General features: G+C 39.5%; 23 protein-coding genes. 22 read left to right on the top strand and 1 reads right to left on the bottom strand.

Annotated elements, in window-relative coordinates:
* The first annotated feature begins 11 nt into the window (after positions 1-11).
* The 9 genes from I2B62_RS03155 (at position 12) to I2B62_RS03195 (ending at position 8269) form a co-directional block, all read left to right on the top strand.
* Entirely contained in the window at positions 12-467 is a 456-nt protein-coding gene (locus I2B62_RS03155; protein WP_195267515.1) for a hypothetical protein, read from the top strand.
* Positions 468-511: 44 nt separating this feature from the next.
* On the top strand, positions 512-1213 hold the full coding sequence (locus I2B62_RS03160; RefSeq protein ID WP_195267516.1) for a hypothetical protein: 702 nt from the start codon (positions 512-514) through the stop codon (positions 1211-1213).
* A gap of 38 nt (positions 1214-1251) precedes the next feature.
* On the top strand, positions 1252-1494 hold the full coding sequence (locus I2B62_RS03165; protein ID WP_195267517.1) for a hypothetical protein: 243 nt from the start codon (positions 1252-1254) through the stop codon (positions 1492-1494).
* Positions 1495-2006: 512 nt separating this feature from the next.
* A complete protein-coding gene (locus I2B62_RS03170) occupies positions 2007-3956 on the top strand; it encodes a SpaA isopeptide-forming pilin-related protein (protein WP_243259399.1) in 1950 nt (649 codons plus the stop codon).
* Positions 3956-5506 (top strand): SpaH/EbpB family LPXTG-anchored major pilin, encoded by a 1551-nt coding sequence (locus I2B62_RS03175; protein WP_195267518.1) that lies wholly within the window; start codon positions 3956-3958, stop codon positions 5504-5506. Before I2B62_RS03170 ends, I2B62_RS03175 begins: the two co-directional genes overlap by 1 nt.
* A 38-nt stretch (positions 5507-5544) precedes the next feature.
* The gene (locus tag I2B62_RS03180; RefSeq protein WP_195267519.1) at positions 5545-6360 is read left to right on the top strand and encodes a class C sortase; all 816 of its coding nucleotides are present in this window, start codon (positions 5545-5547) and stop codon (positions 6358-6360) included.
* Positions 6361-7096: 736 nt separating this feature from the next.
* Positions 7097-7309, top strand: coding sequence for a hypothetical protein (locus I2B62_RS03185; protein ID WP_195267520.1), 213 nt, complete (start codon positions 7097-7099; stop codon positions 7307-7309).
* A gap of 15 nt (positions 7310-7324) precedes the next feature.
* On the top strand, positions 7325-7630 hold the full coding sequence (locus I2B62_RS03190; RefSeq protein ID WP_195267521.1) for a hypothetical protein: 306 nt from the start codon (positions 7325-7327) through the stop codon (positions 7628-7630).
* 63 nt (positions 7631-7693) lie between these two features.
* Positions 7694-8269: a hypothetical protein gene (locus I2B62_RS03195; protein WP_195267522.1), complete on the top strand. Its 576-nt coding sequence runs from the start codon at positions 7694-7696 to the stop codon at positions 8267-8269.
* A gap of 160 nt (positions 8270-8429) precedes the next feature.
* Here I2B62_RS03195 and I2B62_RS03200 read toward each other — a convergent pair whose 3' ends face one another.
* Positions 8430-9869: a M1 family metallopeptidase gene (locus I2B62_RS03200; protein WP_195267523.1), complete on the bottom strand. Its 1440-nt coding sequence runs from the start codon at positions 9867-9869 to the stop codon at positions 8430-8432.
* Positions 9870-9984: 115 nt separating this feature from the next.
* On the opposite strand from I2B62_RS03200, the gene I2B62_RS03205 reads away from it, so the two are divergent.
* From I2B62_RS03205 to I2B62_RS03265, 13 genes are all read left to right on the top strand, one after another.
* Complete coding sequence (locus I2B62_RS03205; protein ID WP_195267524.1) at positions 9985-10476, top strand: hypothetical protein; 492 nt, start codon at positions 9985-9987, stop codon at positions 10474-10476.
* 12 nt (positions 10477-10488) lie between these two features.
* Positions 10489-12303 (top strand): protein kinase family protein, encoded by a 1815-nt coding sequence (locus tag I2B62_RS03210; RefSeq protein WP_195267525.1) that lies wholly within the window; start codon positions 10489-10491, stop codon positions 12301-12303.
* A 105-nt stretch (positions 12304-12408) separates the two neighbouring features.
* On the top strand, positions 12409-12669 hold the full coding sequence (locus tag I2B62_RS03215) for a hypothetical protein (RefSeq protein WP_195267526.1): 261 nt from the start codon (positions 12409-12411) through the stop codon (positions 12667-12669).
* A gap of 59 nt (positions 12670-12728) precedes the next feature.
* Positions 12729-12965 carry a hypothetical protein gene (locus tag I2B62_RS03220; protein WP_195267527.1) on the top strand — a complete coding sequence of 79 codons (237 nt, stop codon included), beginning with the start codon at positions 12729-12731 and terminating at the stop codon, positions 12963-12965.
* Positions 12966-12982: 17 nt separating this feature from the next.
* Positions 12983-16639: a hypothetical protein gene (locus I2B62_RS03225; RefSeq protein ID WP_195267528.1), complete on the top strand. Its 3657-nt coding sequence runs from the start codon at positions 12983-12985 to the stop codon at positions 16637-16639.
* The gene (locus I2B62_RS03230) at positions 16617-17273 is read left to right on the top strand and encodes an FHA domain-containing protein (RefSeq protein WP_195267529.1); all 657 of its coding nucleotides are present in this window, start codon (positions 16617-16619) and stop codon (positions 17271-17273) included. Before I2B62_RS03225 ends, I2B62_RS03230 begins: the two co-directional genes overlap by 23 nt.
* Positions 17263-17982: a PP2C family serine/threonine-protein phosphatase gene (locus tag I2B62_RS03235; protein WP_195267530.1), complete on the top strand. Its 720-nt coding sequence runs from the start codon at positions 17263-17265 to the stop codon at positions 17980-17982. The genes I2B62_RS03230 and I2B62_RS03235 overlap by 11 nt, the downstream gene beginning before the upstream one ends.
* Before the next feature lie 78 nt (positions 17983-18060).
* Positions 18061-18855 (top strand): Fic family protein, encoded by a 795-nt coding sequence (locus I2B62_RS03240; RefSeq protein WP_195267531.1) that lies wholly within the window; start codon positions 18061-18063, stop codon positions 18853-18855.
* A 90-nt stretch (positions 18856-18945) separates the two neighbouring features.
* Positions 18946-20061: a hypothetical protein gene (locus I2B62_RS03245; protein ID WP_195267532.1), complete on the top strand. Its 1116-nt coding sequence runs from the start codon at positions 18946-18948 to the stop codon at positions 20059-20061.
* Positions 20062-20188: 127 nt separating this feature from the next.
* On the top strand, positions 20189-21034 hold the full coding sequence (locus I2B62_RS03250; RefSeq protein ID WP_195267533.1) for a hypothetical protein: 846 nt from the start codon (positions 20189-20191) through the stop codon (positions 21032-21034).
* Between the two features lie 25 nt (positions 21035-21059).
* Positions 21060-21425 carry a MobC family plasmid mobilization relaxosome protein gene (locus I2B62_RS03255; RefSeq protein WP_195267534.1) on the top strand — a complete coding sequence of 122 codons (366 nt, stop codon included), beginning with the start codon at positions 21060-21062 and terminating at the stop codon, positions 21423-21425.
* A gap of 13 nt (positions 21426-21438) precedes the next feature.
* Positions 21439-23082 carry a relaxase/mobilization nuclease domain-containing protein gene (locus I2B62_RS03260; RefSeq protein WP_195267535.1) on the top strand — a complete coding sequence of 548 codons (1644 nt, stop codon included), beginning with the start codon at positions 21439-21441 and terminating at the stop codon, positions 23080-23082.
* Between the two features lie 143 nt (positions 23083-23225).
* Positions 23226-23642 carry a TnpV protein gene (locus I2B62_RS03265; RefSeq protein WP_195267536.1) on the top strand — a complete coding sequence of 139 codons (417 nt, stop codon included), beginning with the start codon at positions 23226-23228 and terminating at the stop codon, positions 23640-23642.
* Positions 23643-23687 lie beyond the last annotated feature (45 nt).

Genomic DNA, 23687 nt, shown 5'->3' on the forward strand with positions numbered 1-23687 from the left:
GAACTTTTATTATGAGAGATATATGGTTGATACTGATGTCGGCTGGAATCGCACTTATGGCTTTATTGTTAGCAAACTTAACATTTTGGATATCACAAAAGATTTCAAGTAAACGGATTGAAAAAGAAGCTGCAAAATACGAAGGTGATTTTTTTAAGATGGAGGCTGAAGGGGATATAGACCCAAATGTATTCATAAAAATTACTTATGAAAAGCATGGTGGAGTTCGATTTTGGTTTGTTGACTTTACAATTCACTTTGTTGATTTATTAAAGGGTAGTGAGAAGGCATATATGCTAGAAATTCCTTCTGAACAGGAAAAATACAATGGTCATTCTGTCCTAGTGGTACATACGCCAGGAGAATCGGAATTATGGATATACCAAAAAGACGATGATGGATACGTTGATGAAATTCGATCATGGTCGGGTGACTGTATTTATAAAACTATCGTTGTCGATAGGTAGCCAATGAATTTTTGATAAATGAAGTCGTAAAAAGGAGAATCTTTATGATCAGAAAAAGTAAACGAGAAGTGCCCGACTTGGAAGAAAAGATCAGGCAGCTTGAGACAAAATATAACACAAAGTACAGTTTTAAACAGATCCAGGCAATCGACTATGGTCTGTCAATGGATGTGCCGGTGGAACTTTACGCTGATCCTAAATACAGTCATGAGCAAATGTATGAATTGTTTGACGCATTGGACCAGGGGATTGACCCAACGGTTTTTCAAGACCCACGGTTCGACGCGAAACAGATGCATGAAATTATGCAGGGAATGATCGACGGCGTGGATGTCAGCAAATACGCTCAGCTTGATATTGATGGACGTACAATGACCTGGATACGGTTAGCCTTACAAAAAGAGATTGATGTTGACCAGTACCCGGAGTTTTGGCAAGGTACAGCAAATGCTCGACGCAAATATCTTGAACTGAATAACAAAATCATACAAAAGTCTGGAGACAAACGCTGCTTTATTAAAGTCAATCGGTATCGCCGGGAAGAATACTATATGGAAGTAAGCGTCGATGATGATACAGATATTTTAAATGCGATCCACTTGCTCAATGAAGAAAAAATTGCGAAAGTACAGAATTTAAAAATCGAATTACTCAAAAACCAAATTTTCCCTTTAACGAATCATCCTTTAAGGCCAACAGGCAATGTAGAAACCTATTTTGAAGTAAGTCCGATCAAAGATTCATGACAGAGAAAACAGTACCAGACGATAAGGAAGGAAATAAAATGGATAAGAATGTAATTATTTGTGAATTAAGCAAAATGGAAATCATCGGAATGAGCTTTTTTATAGGGGCTGGTTTACTCATTTTTGTACTCGCTAGCCTCAGGATTAAAAATTTGGAGAAAACAACTAAAGATGAAATGGAAATTAATCGCCTTAAAAGAACGAGAGTAGTGACGGTAGTTTTTTCACTTTTGGGTCAGATTTTGATTATCATTTATAGTCATATGGCGTCAATGCTATAGAACGGAAGATGGCTTGCAGAAAGGAAAAACTGGCATTTGATGATGCGGCGGAGAAATTCGCCGCTAACGATATTAATCGAAGCAAAGATAACGAGGGCAGATCCTTGATGACAGGGCGGCGAAGATTCAGTCTTTTGGTACAAATTATACGCTTGGTTTGTATCTTATCTGGGGCAGTACCAGACGCCGCCATTCATTTCCTTTATTTCTTTGAAATAGCCGGGGCGGCTATGCCGCTTCGGCAACCCTTTCAAAGAAACATCATTTAGTGGGGGTGATGCCAATTTTAAATACCGATAACCGCAGATTGATCAGGCTTCAAACAGCCACAACAGACAGCTCAGTAAGCTGTTTTTTTATTGATCAAAAAGAAAAGAGAAAGGGGGAAAAGATCCATGTGTTACGTGAGAGCGCCAACTGACCGGCAATAATCGAATTGGTTGGGCTTAAGAGTGGTAAATAAAGGAGCAATTTAAGCCTTAAGCCCAAAGAAAAAAATGAGGAGGTAAAAATTGAAAAAACATTTGCGGAAAATAGGGGTAACGACCCTGTGTCTGTTCTTAATGTTTTCCTTCCTGAGTGGTTTTATTCTGTCAATTCATACAGCCTGGGCCTCATCGGACAGTCCGACGGCACCCACAACGGAGGTACAAGCGGATTCAAAGAATGCGCAAACAGAGTACCCGAAAGATGATAAAGGCAATTACATTGTTGGAAATTCCGGTGAAGGTGTCGTAACCCTGTCAGCTAATCCAGAGTATTTAAGCACAATTCCCCTTGGGGATCATAAAAAATCCATGATCAGCACCTATGCTGCCGGATGGGATGATGGTACGATCTACAGTTCGGACTTTGCAAGCCCAGACGGCACCGATATTATCACCACAACCACGCCAATTATCCGAATCAGCGATAACGGCGTTGACGGCATCGCATATTGTGCCGACCCGACACTGAACATCCCGTCCGAAACGACTGGGCCAAACATTCCAATCACATACATTCGGGACAGTGCCAACGTGCAGAGCTATCGGATCAGAAACGTCATGTATCATGGGTACCATGATGGACAAAGTGGCGAATACTATGTTCAAACCTGGGCAGCGATCCGCATCCTTTCGGGGATTACTTCATATGGTTCCTATTACATGACCGACCCAGTTGTTGCAGATCTGGTAAACACAAAGAGTTTTCAAGACCCACCAAACTGGAATGCCAGCTGGAGCATTGTTGCTGAGCGAGAGGAGGCAACCTGGAACAGGAGCACGCAAAGACAGGAAACCGGATGGTTTCAGACGGTATGCTCGAATATTTCAGAGCATGGCCAATACACTGTAAGCCTGCCGCAGGGTGTTCATGCGATTGCAAGAAACACTTCGGGGCAGACTTATGGAGACTACACGGGCAGCTTCACCATCTATGACGATGATGATTTCATGCTTTATGCCAGCGGCAGCTATAGCGGTGAAGTGAGTGCAACTATTACTCCGACAACCACCAAGCGATTCAGTACAGATGCCAATATTCCCGATGCCTGTGTTATCTATTATCCGGACGTTGGCAATACGCAGCGTCTTTTTGTATCGCTGGCCGTTGGATCAGGAAACATGTCTGCCAGCTATAAGGCAGCCTTTAAAGGTAAAAACGTCTATAGCCAGTTTACGAAAACAGATGAAGAAACCCTTGATGGATTACAGAACGCACATCTTCAGATATACAACAAAGACACGGATCAGCTGGTCGCTGAAGCAGACACAGATGAACTGGGCCGGTTCCATGTGGAACTTCTGCCTGGAGACTATTATATCAAAGAGACAAAAGCACCTACGGATCATGTATTATCGACCAATCCCATTTACTTCACAGTAACGGGGGCGGAGGATACATTGACCATGGACGTACCCAATGCGGCCAAAAAGGTGGAATTTTCATTCAAAAAAGTTAACGAAAATGATCAGGCAATGCCTGGCGTTGAATTTGAGCTTTATGCCTGTAAATATGACAAGGCATATTCTGACCAAACAGGAATTACACCGGAAGAATCCAAAAATCACAGTCATACAGAATTGGCAGGAGCAGACGATTCATGTTGGACAACTGTGATTAAAAAATTGACGTCTGATACAAACGGCAACGTCAATTTTGGCGATCTTCGGAGCGGAGAGTATCAGCTGGTCGAAGTGAAAACAAAGGCCGGTTACCAGCTGCCAAAAGGACAGTGGCGTGTAAAAATTGACGCAGAAGCAAACACCATTGACATCACAGCGAAAGGAAAACCATTAGCCCCGGCATTCAAAAAAACCGTTACAGGCTTGCAGCTTGTCAATTATCCAAATCCTCAAATGCCTTATGCGGGAACGAACGATGATAACCGTGTGATTTTCAGCTGGTTAGGCGTATTAATGTTGGGCTTGGCTTTTGTGGCTGGTTATAAAAAATTTGAGGAAAGAGGTAAAAAGTAGTGAAGTTAAAAGAAATCTTATCAAAGAAAGGGATTAGAAAAGCAGCCATCGCGGCACTGACCGCGACCATGCTTTTTTCGTCAATGGCCGGTGTATTGGCTGCGGGCGAAGGGATTCCAGATCCCGCCATCGACCGCAGCATTACCATCCATAAATACCGGATGGACGATATTACAGAGGCAAGGGTAAGATGCGACGGAACCGTTCAAAACGTACCGAGTACCGCAGTTGCATTGCAGGACGTGCAATTTAAAATCACCAAAATGCAGGACAGTGACGTCACCAAACAGGATACATCATGGACACCGGTTACCTTAACAACCAATGCACAGGGAACCGCGACCATTACCGGCAACAGTAAACTGCCAATGGGGATTTATCTTGTACAGGAAATCGACAACCCGGCGGTGGATATTAAAGCAGCCGAATGTCTGGTCAGCCTGCCGCTTACCAATCCTGCAGGAGACGGTTGGATCTATGATGTGCACATTTATCCAAAGAACCAGCTGAAGCCTGGCCCGGAAATTGATAAATTTATCACGCAGCTGGATAACAAAGATGATACCTGTGATATCAGCCAGGAAAACAAATGGATCATCGAAACGACCATGCCGGATGACATGGCCACCTGTGACGTTTATCAGATTACTGATGTTCTTGACACACGATTAGACTTTGTATCCGGCAGCACGGAATTATACCGCGTTGATATTCACGGGAACCGTGTAAAGATGAGTACTGGTGGCTACACCGTGAACGAGCCAACAACCGCCAACGGCAGAAAATTAACGGTCACCTTGAATGACGCGGGAAAAACAGAAGCAGCTCAGTCACTGCAAGATATTAAAAGGCCGGGCGTCTACAGCTTAGGTCAGGACAACAAGGTGGGAACCATCAACATTGAGTTCCGCACTGTGCTGAACAAAACCGCTGAGGGCTCTATGGGACAGGCGATTTACAATGGCGCATCTCTGGATTACACCAACAACCTGCATGTCAAATATGACCAGGTATCCGTACCAGATGATAAAAAACCCGAAACACATACCACCGGTATCAACCTGGTTAAGGTAGACAGCACGAATCGAAATATCGCGCTGCCGGGTGCAAAGTTCAAAATCTATCGCAGTGAAAGCGATGCGAATAAGGGCATCAATGCGATTGTTGATCCAACCGATCACTCTAAAGATTGGGAAGTGACCACGGATGCACAGGGAAAAGCCCACTTCTATGGACTTGAATATGGCGTGATGGGCGATAAGCATAACAGCCTCGATGCCGTGACTTATTACTGGCTTGTCGAAACACAGGCTCCCCAGAATGTCAATGGCGTGGACTATCAGCTGTCAAAGAAGCCCTTCAAAATAAGAGCGGACTCGGTTTCGCATCTGACAGCCAATGCCGTTACCCTTACCAACGTACCGAAGTATAATCTGCCATTTACTGGCGCAAATGGCAGCATGATGTTAATCATTGGTGCCGGAATCTGCTTGCTTACTGCGGGTACATTGATTGCAATAAGAATCAAAAAGTCGAAAAAGGCTGAATAAGCGAATAATTGAGTAGCATATAAGAAAGGAAACAGCAGATGAAGCGGATTTTATCGAATATAGCCATCACTTTAATGTTTATCATCGGAGCTTGCTTTTTGGCATACCCGATCATCGCAAATCTGCTGTCAAATATGCAACATGGGGAAGTGATTCAGGATTATCAAATCACTGTGGAGCAGATGAACGCTTCCGTCATGACAGAAGAAAAAGAAAAAGCCCTGGCTTACAACCAGGGCTTAAATGGTATGGCAGCACATGACCCGTTCGTCGAGGGCAGCGGCTATGTCCTTCCCGAGAACTATCTGGACTGTCTGAACGTAGACGGGATCATGGGAACGCTTTTGATTGAAAAAATAAATGTCAATTTACCGATTTATCATGGCACCCGCGACGAGGTGCTGCGAAAAGGCGTTGGGCATATCAAGGAAACTTCGCTGCCTGTCGGCGGGGAAGGCAGCCATGCTGTCCTCACAAGCCATAGCGGGCTCAATGATGCGAGGCTTTTTACAGAGCTGGATCAGCTGACTGAGGGAGATACTTTTGAGATCCACGTGCTGAATGAAATTCTGACATACCAGGTGGATCAGATCAAAGTGGTAGCACCCAGCGAAACGGAAGAATTGAGATTTGTTCCTGGAAAAGACTATGTAACCCTGCTGACCTGTACGCCTATTGGGGTCAACAGCCACCGGCTTTTGGTCAGAGGGGAACGGGTTTTCCCAGAACCACAGGCGGAAGAAACCCAAGAAACGGTTAACCGCAGCTATGTTATCTTAGCGGCAGCAACGGTTATCCTGGTTCCGATCATTCTTTTAAGCATTTATTGGAGGGTGAAGATTAAGATTCTTTAAAAATGTAAAAAAGTGTGGTATAATGTATAAAGAAACAGGGACACCAGGCACGGTGAGCCCCAATATTAAACTAACGAATAACCGTCAAGTTTTCGAGGCTATGGACGGTTATTTGTCTTTTTTGATGCATTCAAGGATAAAAGCGATTAACGCCAGAATCAAAATTAATTGATTATTATCCATAAGCATCACCCCATCTCTGGGGCATAATTTACCGCACCGGTGCCACAGGTATCCCTGCACTGTGATTATAGCATAGCACGCCGTCTGAACACAATCAGACGGTTTTTTTATTGATCAAAAGTGATCATCAAAGTAATATGGGAACGCAAGAGCCTACTACGAGAATTGTAGTGCCGGTTTAATTCCGGCAGTTCCCTCAATCTTTTCCTTTTTAATGGAAGTGGTAACCTCCTGCCACTTCCGAACATGGCAATGAGTGCACCGATGGGCTTATTCCAGTTCGATTCTGGACATTGCCACACTTTTTCATTTTTTTTCCTTTAGTACCGGAAGACTCTGCCTTCCGGTACAGAATTAACGAAATAAACAATATTGAAAGGAGCGTTTTATGTTTTTAAAAAACGGTTTGAAAAATCATCCAAAGGTTCATGTGAAGTCGTAGATTTTTTTGATGTGTAGTTTATCAAGTGAATTTTTTTGATAGGGTTTTATGCCAATTTTTAATTATTGTATAGTATACTATGATTAAAACAATAATTGGAGAAATAAGAATTTGAATATAAAAATGAAAGTAGATAACAGTCTTAGCTTCAGAATACCAGAATATTTATACGATGATATTGATAGACTTCAAAAGGGAATAAAAGATAATGTTAACCACCTTGATTGTCTTTATGATGAAGTACAAGGATCAATTAATTTAGCTTATTATGACCATTGTATTAGTTGGGAACAAGCGGAAGAACTGAGAAAAAAATATTTGTAAAGAAGGAAGAATAGTATGGATTTAATTGATTTTTCAAACTGTCAATCAGGTCTTAGATTTTATGGTGGTTCCGAACAAAAGAAATCAATCATTTATAATAATGAAATATACATGATGAAATATCCCAAAAAAGCTCAGGAACGTGAACAATTAGATATTTCCTATACGAATAATATTTATTCTGAATATATAGGTTGCCATATTTTTGAGATGTTGGGGTTTGAAGTTCAACAAACAGTTTTAGGTACATATCAGGATAAGGAAGTTATTTTGTGTAAAGACTTTGTAGATAAAGACAACCGTTTATACGAATTTGCATAAATCAAAAATAGTATTCCAAATGAGCAGGGGACACCAGGATACGGAACAGAACTAAGGGAACTTTTGGCTGCTATATGTCAACAGACAATCTATCCAGTCAAAAAAGTAAATGATTTTTTCTGGGCTATGTTTATTGTCGATGCATTGATTGGAAATTTTGATCGCCATAACGGCAATTGGGGATTCTTAATTAATGAAAAAGATACTAAGGCAAAAATTGCACCTGTTTATGACTGTGGTTCTTGTTTATATCCTAAATTAAGCGATGCGAAAATGGAAAAAATGCTCAAAGATAAGGAAGAAATTAGAAAACGTGTTTACGATTTTCCAAATTCAGCCATTAAAGAAAATGGAAAGAAAATTAATTATTTCAGCATAATTAATAATTTGAAGTATAAAGATTGTAATGAAGCCTTATCCAGAATGATGGATCGTATTGATATGAATGAAATAAAAAAATTTATTGATACAGTACCAAATATTTCAAACATTCGGAGACGATTTTATAAAACTTTATTAACGCTGCGATATGATTTAATACTTTGCTCAAGCTTTTTAAAGCTAAACGAGCAACAACTAATTACAGATCAACGTTTCATTCAATCGGATTATGCTCATGATGATAGAAATGAAAGATAGATGAAAAACAAGATTAAGTTATTTAGAGCCGTTTAGGCTCTTTTTTATTGGACAACAATAAAGCATTTTTGCTCTTTTGGCTGTGCTCTATGTCTTATCAATAGGATAACTATAATAAAAAGCCTTTGCTAGAAATGCAAAGGCTTTTTATGGTTGATGACTACGCTGGTACATTTTCTAAATATTGCGGTTCAATATATTCTTTAAGAATTTCATTATCGGCGCCGAAGTACTTTGCTAAAAGATTGACTAAATCCTGTGTTGAGATCTCTTTGTAAGCGTATTGTTCAAGGATCTGACGCATAAAATCGGTCATGGTGCTTTTGCCATATTCTTCTTCTAAGCGGTTATACATCGAAGCGCCACAGAAGTACATGGCCAGTGTGTAATCCGGATCGCTGGCAAATGCGCTGTAAGGCTGTGTGATGTATCCAGAATAACCAACGAGCCCAGGATTCGCAAGGTAGGTTGCCAGGCTTTCGTCCAGCCAGGCGCTGGTATAGGAGTTGCTGCCAACCAGGGAGTAAAACCACTGGTGCATGATTTCATGAACTGAGGAGGGAACCCCCTCGTCGGCCATGGTGATTAAAACCACTTGTGGATATTCCATTCCCAGCATCTCCATCTGGGTTTCGACCACATTGAATCGTGAATAAGGATACTTCCCGAGCCGGTAATTACAGTCCTTCAGTGTGTCCATAGCAACATTGAGTGCTTCCTGGCCTTTATCTTCGCGGCCAGAATGATAGTAGCTGTTGACAAAGATACCGTCGACAACATCGGTTGCGACATGGTAATCATTGCCAATCACAAAAATCACATCACGCACAGCATTTGCAGTAATATCAAGGCCTTTCACAACATTATCGTCAGCGATGATGGAATCGCCCGTTCCGATCACGCTGTAGTCACTGGGGACATTTAAATTCACTTTATAATTTGCCATTCGGGAATAAAAGCATTCACCAACGGCGAAATAAGGATAATACTGAAACTGGCCATCATCATAGGGACATAATACAGGAATGCAGTTTCCCAGGTAAAAGTCATTCTTTCCCTCACCGACGCTCTGATAGCCAAAACGTGCATTGAGAACAGGGACAAAAGCTTTATAGTGAAAGGAAATCGAAGCAGTCTCTCCAGGAGACAGTGGTTCATCAAGTTTGAAGCTGAACACCGTTGGATCTGATTCTCTTGATAGTTCAAGCGTGTCTCCAGTTAATACGTTTAATCCGGATGAAATCTCACTGATCCGTCCGTTTTCAATATCCCTGAACTGGCTGGGATAATCCCGAAAATAAATGGACGGCCAGGAATCTTCTGAATCGTTGTAGACATCGACGGTAATATCCGCTGAATAGCTTTTTTCTTCCGTGTCTAATTTCATGTTGACCATGTAGTTGTTTCGGATCTCTACTGGGGCTGAAGCTTCGTTCCATTGTGCGGTATAAGATTTTTGTTCATGATCCGTTTTGTTCACGACAGGATTTGTTGGCTGGGAATGATTGACTGCACGAACAACCGCATAGACACCTATTATACATATAATTAGAAATAGAATGGTACAGAGAATAAAACGTTTTTTATTAACGATACGCATTTTTTTCACCTACCTTGTCTTTAAATAAATATACAATTAGTATATCAAATCAAGAAATATATTTCAAATAATTTGAAAATACTGGAACATCTTAAAATTTAAAAGGAGAGTGCAAATGTTGCTGAAACAAAAGACTGAGGGAATTAATCTTTTGAATAAACTGGATCGTCTGAAAAAGGGAGAAGCTCCTTACAACGATGTAATCAGATGTTACATTGGTGTGTTCTTATTTTTTACGGAGTCGGTACAATTCGGGAGCCTTAAGGGGTTAAGTGATTATTTTACGGAAATGCTAAATTTGGCAGAAATATATTGTCCCGAAGAGAAACTTGCTATCCGGGAAAAAGAAGCGGCCATCTATCTGAAGAACGGTTTCTTCAGGGAAGCGTATGATAAATATTGTGAGCTCAGCGATGAAGGACAATTTAACGAAGACACCGCTTATGCCATTCGCATAAAATCAAACAGGGCTTTGGCTTTATATGGATTAAAAAGAACAACACACCATATTGTCATTCATCGTTGGGAGGATGCGGTTGAAAAAGCACAAACCCTTGAAGATCGAAAGCAGATTGAAGAAAACATCCTGCTTTTGAAAAAGCATTGAGAGTGAACGGTTATGAAAAATTTAATAGGAACGACTCTGGATGAGCACTACAAATTCATATCAGTAATTGGCGAAGGAGCGACAAGTACTGTTTATCTGGCAACAGATCTGCAGATGGGGGCAATGTGGGCAATCAAGGTATTGGATAAAGGAAATAATATTCAGGCGTTTCACCGCCAAAAGGAAGAAGCCATTATGCTTTCAAAGTTTTCAAATCCAATGTTTCCAAGGGTCTTGCCAACTATTTATGATCAACCTGAAGCATTGTATATTGTCATGGACTATGTCCATGGGGTGCAGCTCAGTGAATTTTTAGAAAACAATACAATATCTGTTATGCAGGCGATCAATTGGCTGAAGCAGATTTGCCATGGAATTGAATATCTTCATGAACAGGGCTATGCATACTGTGATCTTAAGCCAGATAATATCGTGATCAACAATCATTTTTTAAAAATGATTGATTTTGGAGCTTGTAAAAAAATAGGAGATACCACAAATCGACGAGCTGGAACAGCGGAGTTTTCGCCGCCTGAGTACGCAAATCGTTCGATTCCAGTAGGTACCTATACGGATATTTATGCCATTGGAAAACTTGGTCAATATATCTGCGGTTTCCTTGAAGAAAAAGAAAAACCATCAGAATTAATCTCTTTTTTAAATCTTTGCTGTCAGGCTGATTATGAACAAAGGCCCAAAAGTGCCGAAGATGTTTATGCATTATTTCATCGAATCGAACAAAAAAACGATCCTGTTTCAGGCTATAAAGTTCGCTTGGCGGTTTTTCTGAGTTGTATTATTTTGTGTATCGTCTCCTTTACACTTGGAATGTATGGCTATTTCAGCAATGTTCAGGCTTATCGCAATGAATTTAATGTTTTATTTAATCAAGCAGTTAAGTATGAACAAGAAGGAGATATTACCAACGCAACAGAAGCTTACCTCAATGCCTCGATTAAAGATCCAGGGCGAACGGAAGTATACGAAAAAATATATCAGCTGATGCTCCCGAAAAAAACGGACGAAAATGTCAAAGAAAAAAACAAAGCGTTATTGGATGTTTTCAGAGAAAGAACGGAACCTAAATATTTAAGTGAGTCACTCAGAAGCCAGTTGTCAGAACTTTGTATTGAACAGGACAGTCCCATTTATCAGGAATATGCAAAGACGCTCCTGAAAAATATGAAGGGAGAAAAGGCCGAGATCCTTCAAAGCATTGTAAACGGACAAGGTGATACCAATCAGATTATAGAGCAGCTCAAGCATTTAATAGAGTCTACAGATAATACAGATGAAAAAATGGATTCTCTATTTCTTCTGTTGAATGTTTACTCAAATTTAGGCTCCTGGAATCAGGAAAATATAGATTTTGTTAAAATCACACTTCAGTCCATGAATCAGGATGTACTAAACAATCATGTGAAACTGATTCCTGCGTATAAATTAATTGCATTAGGTTTATCGAATAACCTTGATGACATGAATTCACGACAAGAAGCCTTGAAGTGGTGGAATAAATTAGATAGTTTCCATGCAGAATACACAAAAGAAGAAAATATCACAAGAGGAAAATTGTTTTATGCAGAAGGTGACTATACAAAAGCAGCAGAAAGTTTCGGCATGGCCATTGATAAAGACAGCAACGATCTATTGAGCTATCTGTACGCGATTGATTCTTTGCTGAAATCAGGAAACAACGGGGAGGCGGGTAATCTTTGGCAAAAGGCAAAAGCTTTGAAAGTAAAACAAAATGAAAGCTTATCTGCAAATCTTTTGTACCAATATAATGCCTTGCAGCTTCAAATGCAAATGTACGGAATCCAATAAAAGACTTTAATAAAACCTAAACGCTGTAAGCAGAGTAGTGATTATGTCTGCCTGGCTTTACTAAATCATATAAATCAAATTATAAGAACTGTAAGGAGGTTCAATATGAGGATTTACATACTACACATTCTTCTGGCGGTCGGGATTGTGATGATTCTTATCGCTTGCTTCGCTTTGTTTTTAGAAAACAGGCGCATCGCCGTTCTAAAACAACAAATTGGTCTCTATATTTACAATCCAATAGACCAATCGCGCCATAAAAGAATATATGGTATTGCTTTGGCGCTAATCCTGTTTGGAAGTATGGATTTTATTGTTTTAATCATGATTAGTTATTTTTTTAAAATAACTTTGTTTATTGGCTAAAATACTTCGCATTCCCGAATCGGGGACACCGGGTAATGAAAACATGAAAGGAGTTCTCTATGTACAGCAGCAATGTATTTTTTGTTTTAAGCATTCTCTTTTTAATTGCGTCTATCGTTCTGTACCATTTGCTGCAAATAAGATCGATCAGGCGCTCTTTTAAAAATAATACGCATAAAAAAGAAAACAAAGAGCAAGAAAAAAATCACAAAAGCACCAATGACCAGGGAAAGAGAAATGTTTTACATCCTACCGTGCTTTTAGATGAAGATGAAGAACAACAAAAACCGTTATAAAATAATTGGAGGAGAAAATGACTAAAGAAAAAAGAACCATGAATTTATGCAGAATACTGCTGTTTACCTTTGCGTTACTGCTGCTATGTCTACAGATGCCTGTTGCAGCTGCTACACCAGAAGAGGAAACACCCGTTGCTGAGGCAGTTACGGAAATCGCGTTTCAATCGACGAATGCTAACCCAATGATATGTAAACAAGGAGATAAGTTAAATCTTTCCTATAAAATCGCGCCAGAAACGCTTGTAAAGGCTGTTAAAATCGGAGGACAGGAAGTTCTACCTGTTGAGAATCCTGAGGCGACAGGGGCGTTTTCAGCAGAATACAGTATTGATGAAACCATAAAAGTAGAAAAAATAAATTACGAGATCCAATGTGTTGTTACGCAAAATGGACAAGAAAAAGAGGTCATTTATTCAAACGAGGAAAAGGACAGTATCCAATATTATAAACCCATTGAAATTACAGAAATAAAATACGATTCAGACAATCAGGAAAGACAGTCGGCAATTATTGGAAGCGTTCTTACATTTTCTTTTTTATCAAATGAGGAGCTGGTAGATCTTACGGCGATAAAAATTGGGGATACATCGATAGAACTTAAGCATGAAGTGGTTGATGGAAAACATTACTATAGTGCTCAATATACCGTACCACAAGACAAATATGAGGATGGCGTGGAGATTCCCCTGGATTTAGCTTCTCTCCAATCTGTAAAGGACACTGCCGGTAATATTGCATCGGTTACGACAGACGCAAAAATCGTGTATCACGTGCCATTATCAATACAGGATGTGCATTTCATTTCTAATCATCCTGAAAAGGGAATGGCAGTAAAAGGCAGTGAGCTGACTTTTTCTTTTTCTTCAAACCGACAGCTTGTTAATCTTGGACAAATTCGTATTGGAAAGAATACATTAGAAATTAACGAAACAGAGCAGGACGGAAAGGTATCCTATGACTGCCATTTGACCGTTATGGAAAATATGTTTTCAGATCTTTCCGATATCCCGCTTGATCTCTCTCAACTCAGTACCGTTGCCGACCAATATGGCAATACAGCAACAGTGCAGACAAATGATACGATTGTTTACTATGCACCACTCGAAGTTAGTCATGTCACATTTGAATCTGATCACAACAATCCCTCAGTGGCCATCAATGGCAGCACACTGAGGTTTTCTTTTTCTTCCAATCATGAATTAATAAATCTCGACAAAATTATGATCGGCAACAGTGAAGTTGCCTTGGAAATGGAAAAGGAAGGTGATCACTTTCGGTATTATGCAAAGCACAAAGTCAATGAAGAATATCAGGATGCAAGCCCAATCACTTTAGACTATTCTAAAATTGAGACTGTAAAGGATGCGGCCAGTCAGGATGCAGGGATTCAAACAGAAGATATTATCACATACTATAAAGCACTTTCAATGAATAACATCATCAAGCTGGATTTCGCCTGTACTGGTAACAAAGTTGGCAACACCTATTATGTGAAAAACAATGATCAAATAACGGTGTCCTTTGAATGTAACCGGCCATTAACGGACGCGGATCTGCGTATCGGTGATCAGCGGATTGAAATGCAATCAGAAGATGGCCTTCTATGGACGGCTACATACACAGTTCAAAACCTTCAGGATCGTTCTGTGATCAATACAACGTTGGTGTTACAGGATATTTACGAGACACCAGCATATCATGTCTCCGGTGATCATTTCACTTCATGTATTTTTTATTCGGCACTTCAAATTAACAATCTGAGCTATCAATCCAATAATGAAAATGGTGTGGCGCTGGCCAAAAACGGTGATGTTCTTACGCTTAGTTTTTCAACAAACCATGAATCAAATATTAAAAACTGCCAAATAGGCGGTCAAAGCGTTGAGGTTGAATCTGGAAATCGGATCGACTATACGGCAAGAATTGAAGTGAGCGGTGATTTAGCAGCCGACCAGGAAATTCTCCCCTTCGCCATTACCGCTGGAGATGACGCGAATAATGAGGATGTGACCAAAACACAACAGGACTCCACACAGATTATTTACTATGCGCCAATACAATTATCGGATCTGAAATTTGTGTCAAGCAATGAACGCGATGGGAGTCAATATGCAAAGGATGGGGATACCCTCAAAGCCAGTGTTGTGGCAAATCACCGGGTTACGTGTACGGGCCAGATTGCCGGAAGTAACGTGACAGCGGCTGAGAATGACAGAACTTACACCGCCACGCAAACCGTCCAGGGACTCATTGATCAGCAAGCCATTGATTTTTCACTCATGGCTTCAGACGTCGCAGGAAACACACCGGTAACTGTGACGGAGGGAGATGCCGGGATTCAGATCGTTTATTATGCACCCATCACAGCAGAGGCGGCAATCACATCGAACAATGCAAAAAATAGTAAGTATGCAAAAGCTGGTGATACGTTAAGTGGTGTCATTACCGCTAACCATGAAATAAGCACAACAGATGCTCAGCTGCATGGTTTCAGGGTCAATGCAGGAGGAAAGGGTAGCACACTTCAGGTTTCATTACAGCTTGAAGGTGGCAGCCAGGGGAATATTGGCGGTTATTTCAGCGTTGAAGATGTTGCTGGAAATACGCAGACAATCGAAAAACAGTCAGACATTATTTACGACGACATTGCACCAACGATTAAAATTGATCCGATTGTAAATGGATTTATGAATCAAAAAATCAGTATCAATGCGCTGTACGAAGATGTTAATCTTGATGGCAATACTGCTGAATTTAAGGTTAACGATCAAGACCGACTTCAGCAAAAAAACAGCGGTCAAAATACGCTGGCATCGACTGTTGAACTCAGTGAAGATGGAACATATAGCATATCCGCTCAAATTGAAGACATGGCGGGAAACCGCAGTGACAGCACTGGTGGAACGGTAGTAATTGACCGGACAAAACCAGAGATTGTGACCATGAGTATTGATTTAGATAAGCAGCCCGCATATAAAAGCGGAGTAAAGCTGTCGGATTATTTTTTAGTCAAAGATGATCACCTTGATACCATCAATTGCCTGTTAACCAATAAGACTGGCTTGATGAAGACCGTCTCCTGGAACCTTGATGATCGTATTGATACCGAAGGGGAAAAAGGAATGCAGCTGAGCGCATTGGATAAAGCAAAAAATCAATCCAATCAGCTTGAGTATGGTTTTTTTGTCGATGGTACGGCACCCAAACCAATTGTGACAGAAAAAAATACAAACACGCCGATCGTTGAAAACAAAAAAACTGAATTGTCTAAAGATGCACGAATCAATATTGAACTGGACAAAATCTGGATCGGTAATGAGAAGCCGGATTATTTCACGAAAATGGAAATAAAAAATATGGACTCAGGTGAAGTAATAAACCTTCTCGAAAATCAAGATCAGATCACCAAAACACTCTATCAATTGCATGATGATGGAGACTACCAGCTTACAGTTGCTGCCAATGATGAGGTTGAGAATGTGCTTAACGAAGTGACTTACAAAATGACTGTGAACTCAGAAAAAGTCTCAGTAACAGCACCGGAAAGTATGGTGAATCCGTTGATCTACATTGGAATTGCGGCCTGCGCCGCATTGTGTACGATTCTGATCTTCTTTTTGATTAACAAAAGAAAAGGAAGCAAAACAGATGAAAATAACCATCGAGGATAAATCTTTCAATGTGTTATGTCCGCCGATTTTTGTGCCAGATATTTCTAACCATAATGATCATGCCGTTGTTCCTGAAGCGCACTCATCTAAACGAGCCCCGGTCGATTTACCAGGGGCTCCAGATCTTAGAAGCTTCAAAGAAGAGGAGGAAACGATTCTTAATGAAACATATTCTTCAGAATCTGAAAAAACGCCAGAGGTAAAAGAAAAGCCTGAAAAACATCCGATTTTCAGTTTGTTCAGACGAAAGAAAAAACGTAAGAAAGAAGAATTGACGGAAGAAATTGAATTTCAGCCCTTGGATTTTAAGACCATAATACTTGACGATGACATTCCTTATTTGACATTAAAAAGCCGCCAAAGTAATGTGAGTGATTTAGTTATCTTTACGGATTATTACCCCATTGGAAGAAGGATAACAGATCTGCAGGCTTTTTCTTATATTTCAAAATGCCATGGGCTGATCTATTGCACGGATCGTGACCATGCATATTTCGGTGATTGTTCACAAAACACCAATCGGATTAATGGACAACCTTTGAGCCACATGAAATACTATGAGCTGAAGGAAGGTGACAGCCTTCGACTTGGACAGCTTGAATTTATTGTTGAGAGGGAGAAATATGACTTTTAATGTATCGGTTGAAAAATTGGATGATAAAGGAAAAAGAGATCGGTATGAGGATGCTTTTACCTATTGGAGTGAAAAAGATATTAAAGGGAGCGCTTTTTATTGCTTTGCCGTTGCCGATGGAGTCGGCGGCCTTGATAAAGGAGAAGCTGCCAGCAGTATCGCCATTGATGAAATAAATCATTGGGCGGCAAACACTTGCCGGTACCTATTAACAGAAAAGTCAGTGGATCTTGAAGCAGAACTGAGCAAATTGCTGAATCAGATCAATAAACACGTTTTTTGCTATGGAAGAAAGAGAAACATAAAGCTTGGAACGACATTGACGATGCTTGTCATGATTAATGATGCTGTTCGTATATTACAGGTTGGCGACAGTATAGCTTATCTCATTGAAAAGCATCAGGCATACCGTATATCGGATAAGCATACTCAGAAAAAAGATCAACGAAGCTATCTCACGAGCTGTATCGGGATAAATGAAAAGGTTGCTCTTTTTCAAAACCAGGAAATAAAGCTAACAGTGCCTTCAATTTTGTTTATCGGCTCGGACGGTTTTTTTAATTGTCTGGATATTCAAAGTCATATCAATCTTATCGAAAAGGGCAAAAATAAAAAAGTGTTGCCAACGCTATTAAAAAGTGTTCGTGATGCAGGAGAAACCGATAATGTAACAGGTATTCTGGTAAGAATCAAGAACGGATTAATATAAAAGTATGGGTATGTTTATGTTATAATAACTATAAATTTATCTAAATAAAAAAGCAATGTTTTCAGAAAGGACTATCAAATGAAAAAATTGCTACAATCGGTCGATGCTCTAAATAAAAAGCTTAACAGCCTAAAACCACTGAATGAAACAGAATTAAAAAGGCTTCGTGATGAGTTCGCGATTGAGAACACTTACAACTCAAACGCGATTGAGGGAAATAGTCTGACTTTGAAAGAGACGGCGTTAATCCTTCAAGAGGGAATAACCATTAGCAAAAAACCGCTCCGTGAACATTTAGACATCATTGGTTTTAAAGATGGATTTGATTTTATCATGGACTGTACGGAGAGCGTATGTGTGCTAACCGAGGAGCTGATAAAAAATATCCATGCCCTTGTTTTGATAAACGACGCAAGGAACCGTGGTGTTTTTAGAAAGGTACCAGTACAGATACTTGCTTCGGCACACCATCCAACGCAACCATATTTAATTAAACCCTATATGCAGAAACTAATACAAAACTATTCAGAGTGGTTAAAAGAGTCACCGACAATTGAAGCCATTGCCCGATTTCATCTTGAATTTGAGTCCATCCATCCTTTTATAGATGGTAACGGGCGAACGGGCCGGTTAATCCTAAATCTAGAACTTGTAAAACATGGCTACCTGCCGGTGGATATTAAGGTTACCGATGCGGCGCGATATTATAAGTGTTTTGATGATTATCGTGATAACGACTTGAATCCGGAAATGATGACGGAACTTATCGCAGAATATGAAAAGTCTCAGATGGAAAAGCATATAGCGATTGTAGAAGCAGCTCAGGAATATGATGGAGAAGATTCCGATTTTGATGTTGAAGAAGAACGTTGAATTTTGCTAATAATATGATCTGAAACGATGTGAGTTTGGGAGCGCCTATTACGGCGCTTTTTTTATTACCTCAAAGTGAAAGGAGAGAAAATGGATAATACATCGATTTATAACTTTGAAGAAAAATGGGCCGAAGATATCGGACTTCCAAAAGAAGTAATACAAAGGATCGTCAATCTTTCAGATTTATTTGAGATGATCAGTGACCAGCGACTGATTCCTTTTAAGCAGCATCCAGGATGGTTTGAGGGTCTTCAGAGTATTCACCGGCTGAATTTTGATGATGGCCAGATTTATATGGAAGCGCTTTATGATAATGATGGGATGCCACCAACGACTTACGATGATGAAGGCAACTGGATAATCCCTGATCCTGATGAGGGTCAAGGGAGATGGGAGAAATATGGACAATTTTTTTGTTCGGTTAATACAAATGGCGAAATATATGTGAACTATTTTAATTTTCTTGATGTTTCGGATTTGTTTAAGTTAGAGCAAAAAGAAAATGCCGTATTAAAATGTGCAAAGATGAGTCAAGTCAAAAATCTAAAGCTAAAGGATATCCAAAGCGCATTATATCAATACCTTTGTCAGAAAGATCCTGAGGACACTTTTGATTATTTAAATCAGTCAGACAATGCTTTATATACAGAATTAGTCGATATGGATGAACGATATGAGGTGGTTGACACTTCAGGTGAATTTCTATGGAAAACAGTATTAGAATTATTCGAAAATGAGAAGCTGCATGAATTATTTCCTGAATATGATGCAATAGGATACTTTGAAGGAAATAGCCCATTGCAAGATTTGGAATGGTATGAAAAAGCACATTATGGGAAAGTAGTTCGATATGAAGCGTATGGTTATGTTGATCTTCCGGTTTTAGAAATTGATAAAACTGACCCAGAATACAAGGCGTATCGAAATGAATTGTATCAATTGGCAATTCGAAATGCCTGTAAAAATGAGGATCTGAGTGTCTATATAGTCAACCATTTACCAAAAGATGAACTCAATCATGTGGTTAGTTTTGCTAAAGAGTTTAATAAAAATGAACCTAACTTAGGCAATAATCTATTTGATAAAAAAGAAGATAAGACAGATCGATTCACCATCACTTTAAAAGAAGAAGGCGGAGAATTTCAAAAAAATGAGGAGACTCAGGAATTTAATGTTTTACCAGTAATGGATGATGAGCGTTAAAACAAACTCAGATAAAGGGGGTAAAGATGAATATTTCTGAAGATCATTCAGCAAATGAGTAACGGGAGAAACAACATGAAGCCGATGATGAGGCTTTTTTTATTAGCTAAAAGTGAAAGGAGAGAAAATGGATAATACATTGATTTATAACTTTGAAGAAAAATGGGCCGAGGATATCGGACTTCCAAAAGAAGTAATACAAAGGATCGTAAATCTTTCGGATTTATTTGAGATGATCAGTGACCAAAGGTTAATTCCATTTAAGGAGCATCCGGGATGGTTTAAGGGTATACTGAGTATTTACAGGCTCAATTTTAATGATGATCAGATTTACTTGGAAACGCTTTATCATAATGACGGGATGCCACTAGTGACTTTCGATGATAAACACAACTGGATAATCCCTGATCCCGATAAGGGTCAAGGGAGATGGGAAAAATATGGACAATTTTATTGCTCAACAGATACAAATGGAGAAATATATGTAAACTATTATAAAGTTCTTGATATTTCTGATTTGATTAAGTTAAAGGAAAAAGAAAAGGCTGTATTAAAATGCGAGAAGATAAGTCAAGTCAACAACCTAAAGCTAAAGGATATCCAAAGAGCATTATATCAATACCTTTGTCAGAAAGATCCAGAGGACACTTTTGATAATTTAAATACGTCAGACAATGCCTTATATGCTGTGTTGCCGGTACAAGAAAAATTCAACTTGACGAATTTAAATCTGTCAGACAATGCCTTATATTTAGATCGAGACACCTGCAAAGATGATGGTAAGAGTGTGTACATAATCAATCATGTATCTAGAGATGTGCTTGCTCAGGTGGCTGATTGTATTAAAGAATTAAATAGAAATGGCGTTGATGCGGACAACGATTTGTTTAGCGAAAAAGATGACTGGAGATCTCAGGAAATTGAGGATTATCTAAACGTCAATGATGTGCCTGAGATAGACGATGAACGTTAATACAAAATCGAATTAAGGTGGTAAGATGAATATTTCTGAAGATCCTAAAAGTGTAAAGGTAAGCATTCGTTTTACCGATCAGGAGATGGAGTATTTGGAGAAAAAAGCGCTCGATAGTAATTGCATTTGGAATAAAAAGCCCTGCGTATCCAAATTTATTCGATTGTGTGTGCTGAATGAGGGGAAAGTTTATATTTTCAAGGAATTCAGACCAATTTTAATGCAGATCCGAAAAATTGGAACCAATTTGAATCAAATCGCGAAGTTGGCCAATATGCATATGATCCAAGAAGTTTATTTACAGGAGTGCCAGAAAGAACTGGCCGAAATCGTCAAAATGCTGGAAAGAATATCAAGGCAACTGCCCGATAATCGGACAAAGGGAAAATAATGAGAGGTGAATCTTGGCTGTAGTAAAAATGATTCCACGAAAAACAAGGGACAAACCCAGCCGATTTTTTGAAGCGGTAAAATACTGTGTCAAAGATGCAAAAGTTAGCTTGGAAAATGGGGATCAGCTTAAGCATTCATGGAATTGCAGCGATGACCCGGCGGAAGCTTACCAGCTTATGCGCACTACTCAACGACTTTATGATCAGCAAAATGCCGACTTCTTGTACGTTCATTTTATCCAGAGTTTTCCAGATAATCAGGGCATAACACCAGATTTGGCACATGAAGTGGGCGTTGAGCTTATCGACAGTTTGCCAGAAATATTTGATGGCTTTGAGGTTATTATGGGAACGCATATGGACACAGGCACCTGGCACAATGACTTTGTTTTGAATCGAACAAATTTTTTAACCGGTAAGCGTTGGCATCAAAGTAAGGAAGATCTCAGAAGAATAAAAGAAAAATCCATACAGCTCTGTGAGGAAAAGGGCATTACCCTCAGCTGGGTAAAGGATAAAGGAAAAGCAACTATATCAACAAAAACACGCGGTGAGTTTGAAAATCAAAAAAATAATACTTCCTGGAAAACGGAAATGTATAAGACCGTGATCTATGCGCTTGATCAATCCTCAGATAAATGGAGCTTTATGCTTAAAATGCAGGAGTTCGGCTACCGGACGAATTGGTGGGATGATCGTGATTATATAACATTTATCAACCCGCACAATTTCCGATGCAGAAGCACAACACTCAATCCTGAATGGTGCAAAACTGAGCTCGTAAATTTGCTTAAAAAACATAAGGAAGCATCAAAAACGGAAGGGCACAGAAGTGATTTTGGCAATAAAAAAGCCCTTTCAAAAGACACACAAATGGCTAAAAGCGTTGTCAATTATGCCATTCAACACGCTACAAGCCGTGAAGATTTTATTCTTTTCCTCAAAAACAAAGGGTATGATGTGACTTGGGTAAATGAGCGTAAAAATATCACCATCAAAAAAGGAAATAAAACCTTTCGTTTAGCCACTTTAATGCGGCCAGAGGAGTGGGACAAAGATAAATTGATGGCGCAGTTTGTAAAAAATCATTTATTAGGTGATAATCTGAAAGTCGAAAATAGTCATACTAACCCGGATCGTGATCAACAGGAGGATCTCTTTGATTTCAATGATATAGATAAACAGCTAAAAGCGAGCTTTAATCAATCGATGCGTTATTCACTGAATGAATCTGAACTGTTTAACCATATGCAAAACCTAGGCTATCGTATGGTTAAAACAGCAGATTCTTATGAAATTATCGTGAATGATCATTTGACCGTGCCGATTGAACGTCTGAATCGATATGGTGATAATGATTTTTGGACTTTGTCTAAGATGGAAAATACTTTTGATCGGAATACCTTGTATGGTCAAAAGTCTCCTGTAAAGTCAGAATATGAGAGAAAAAAATATGTAAAGACAGTGAAGATCTGCCGAAATGTTCGTAATCAAATAGCTCAGCAAATCGAAACAAATGATTCGTCATCAGGAGCCATGCAATACCAAAAGCTAGAGGGTCAAGCGCTAAAAGAGTTGGCCATTCGACTAGCGTCATCGGAAATGATGGATTGGGAATCAAAAGGATATGATTATGAAAAAGGTAGTGAAAGGTAATTTAGTTTTCAACACCAATAATGGAGATTCGGTTGTTAATATGATAAAATAACTAAAAGACAATAAGTTAGTGCCTGTCTTAATTATCAGTTATAATGGTACTAAAACAGTGTTATAACAATAGAGTAGGCAAGGGAGATAAAATGGAAAAACGCAAAAAAACTATATTGGAAAAAATAGCGCCTGAACTTCAATATGTTCAGAATGGGGATTACCGTATCCCAAACATCATTGATTCTTCAGATGAAGGCAAAAAACTGAATCGTTGGGGGCGCCAATATGCTGAATACTTTAGGGGCATTCTGAAGGGAGGCCCTTACGATTACGCGCTTATGGAAGGTGTCCTCAATCAGCGCTGTTACGAAGTCGGTGAACGGGCGGAGGAAATGTACCAGAGTATCCATGGTCGGATGTGCCAGGAAGAAAATATTGAAGAAATTAAACAAACCGACTACCGGCGCGCCGTAGCACTTTTAGAAAAGATTCAAGCGGAAGCAGAGGAAGTCGTGTTGCAGGAGGTCGTATATGATGATGATCTTGAATGGCTTCCAGAAGAATGATGATCTGAGAAGGTCGGATTAATTGAATAACCATACTGAATGAGC

Origin of the sequence: Eubacterium sp. 1001713B170207_170306_E7, assembly GCF_015547515.1 — a bacterium.
Lineage (GTDB): Bacteria > Bacillota > Clostridia > Eubacteriales > Eubacteriaceae > Eubacterium.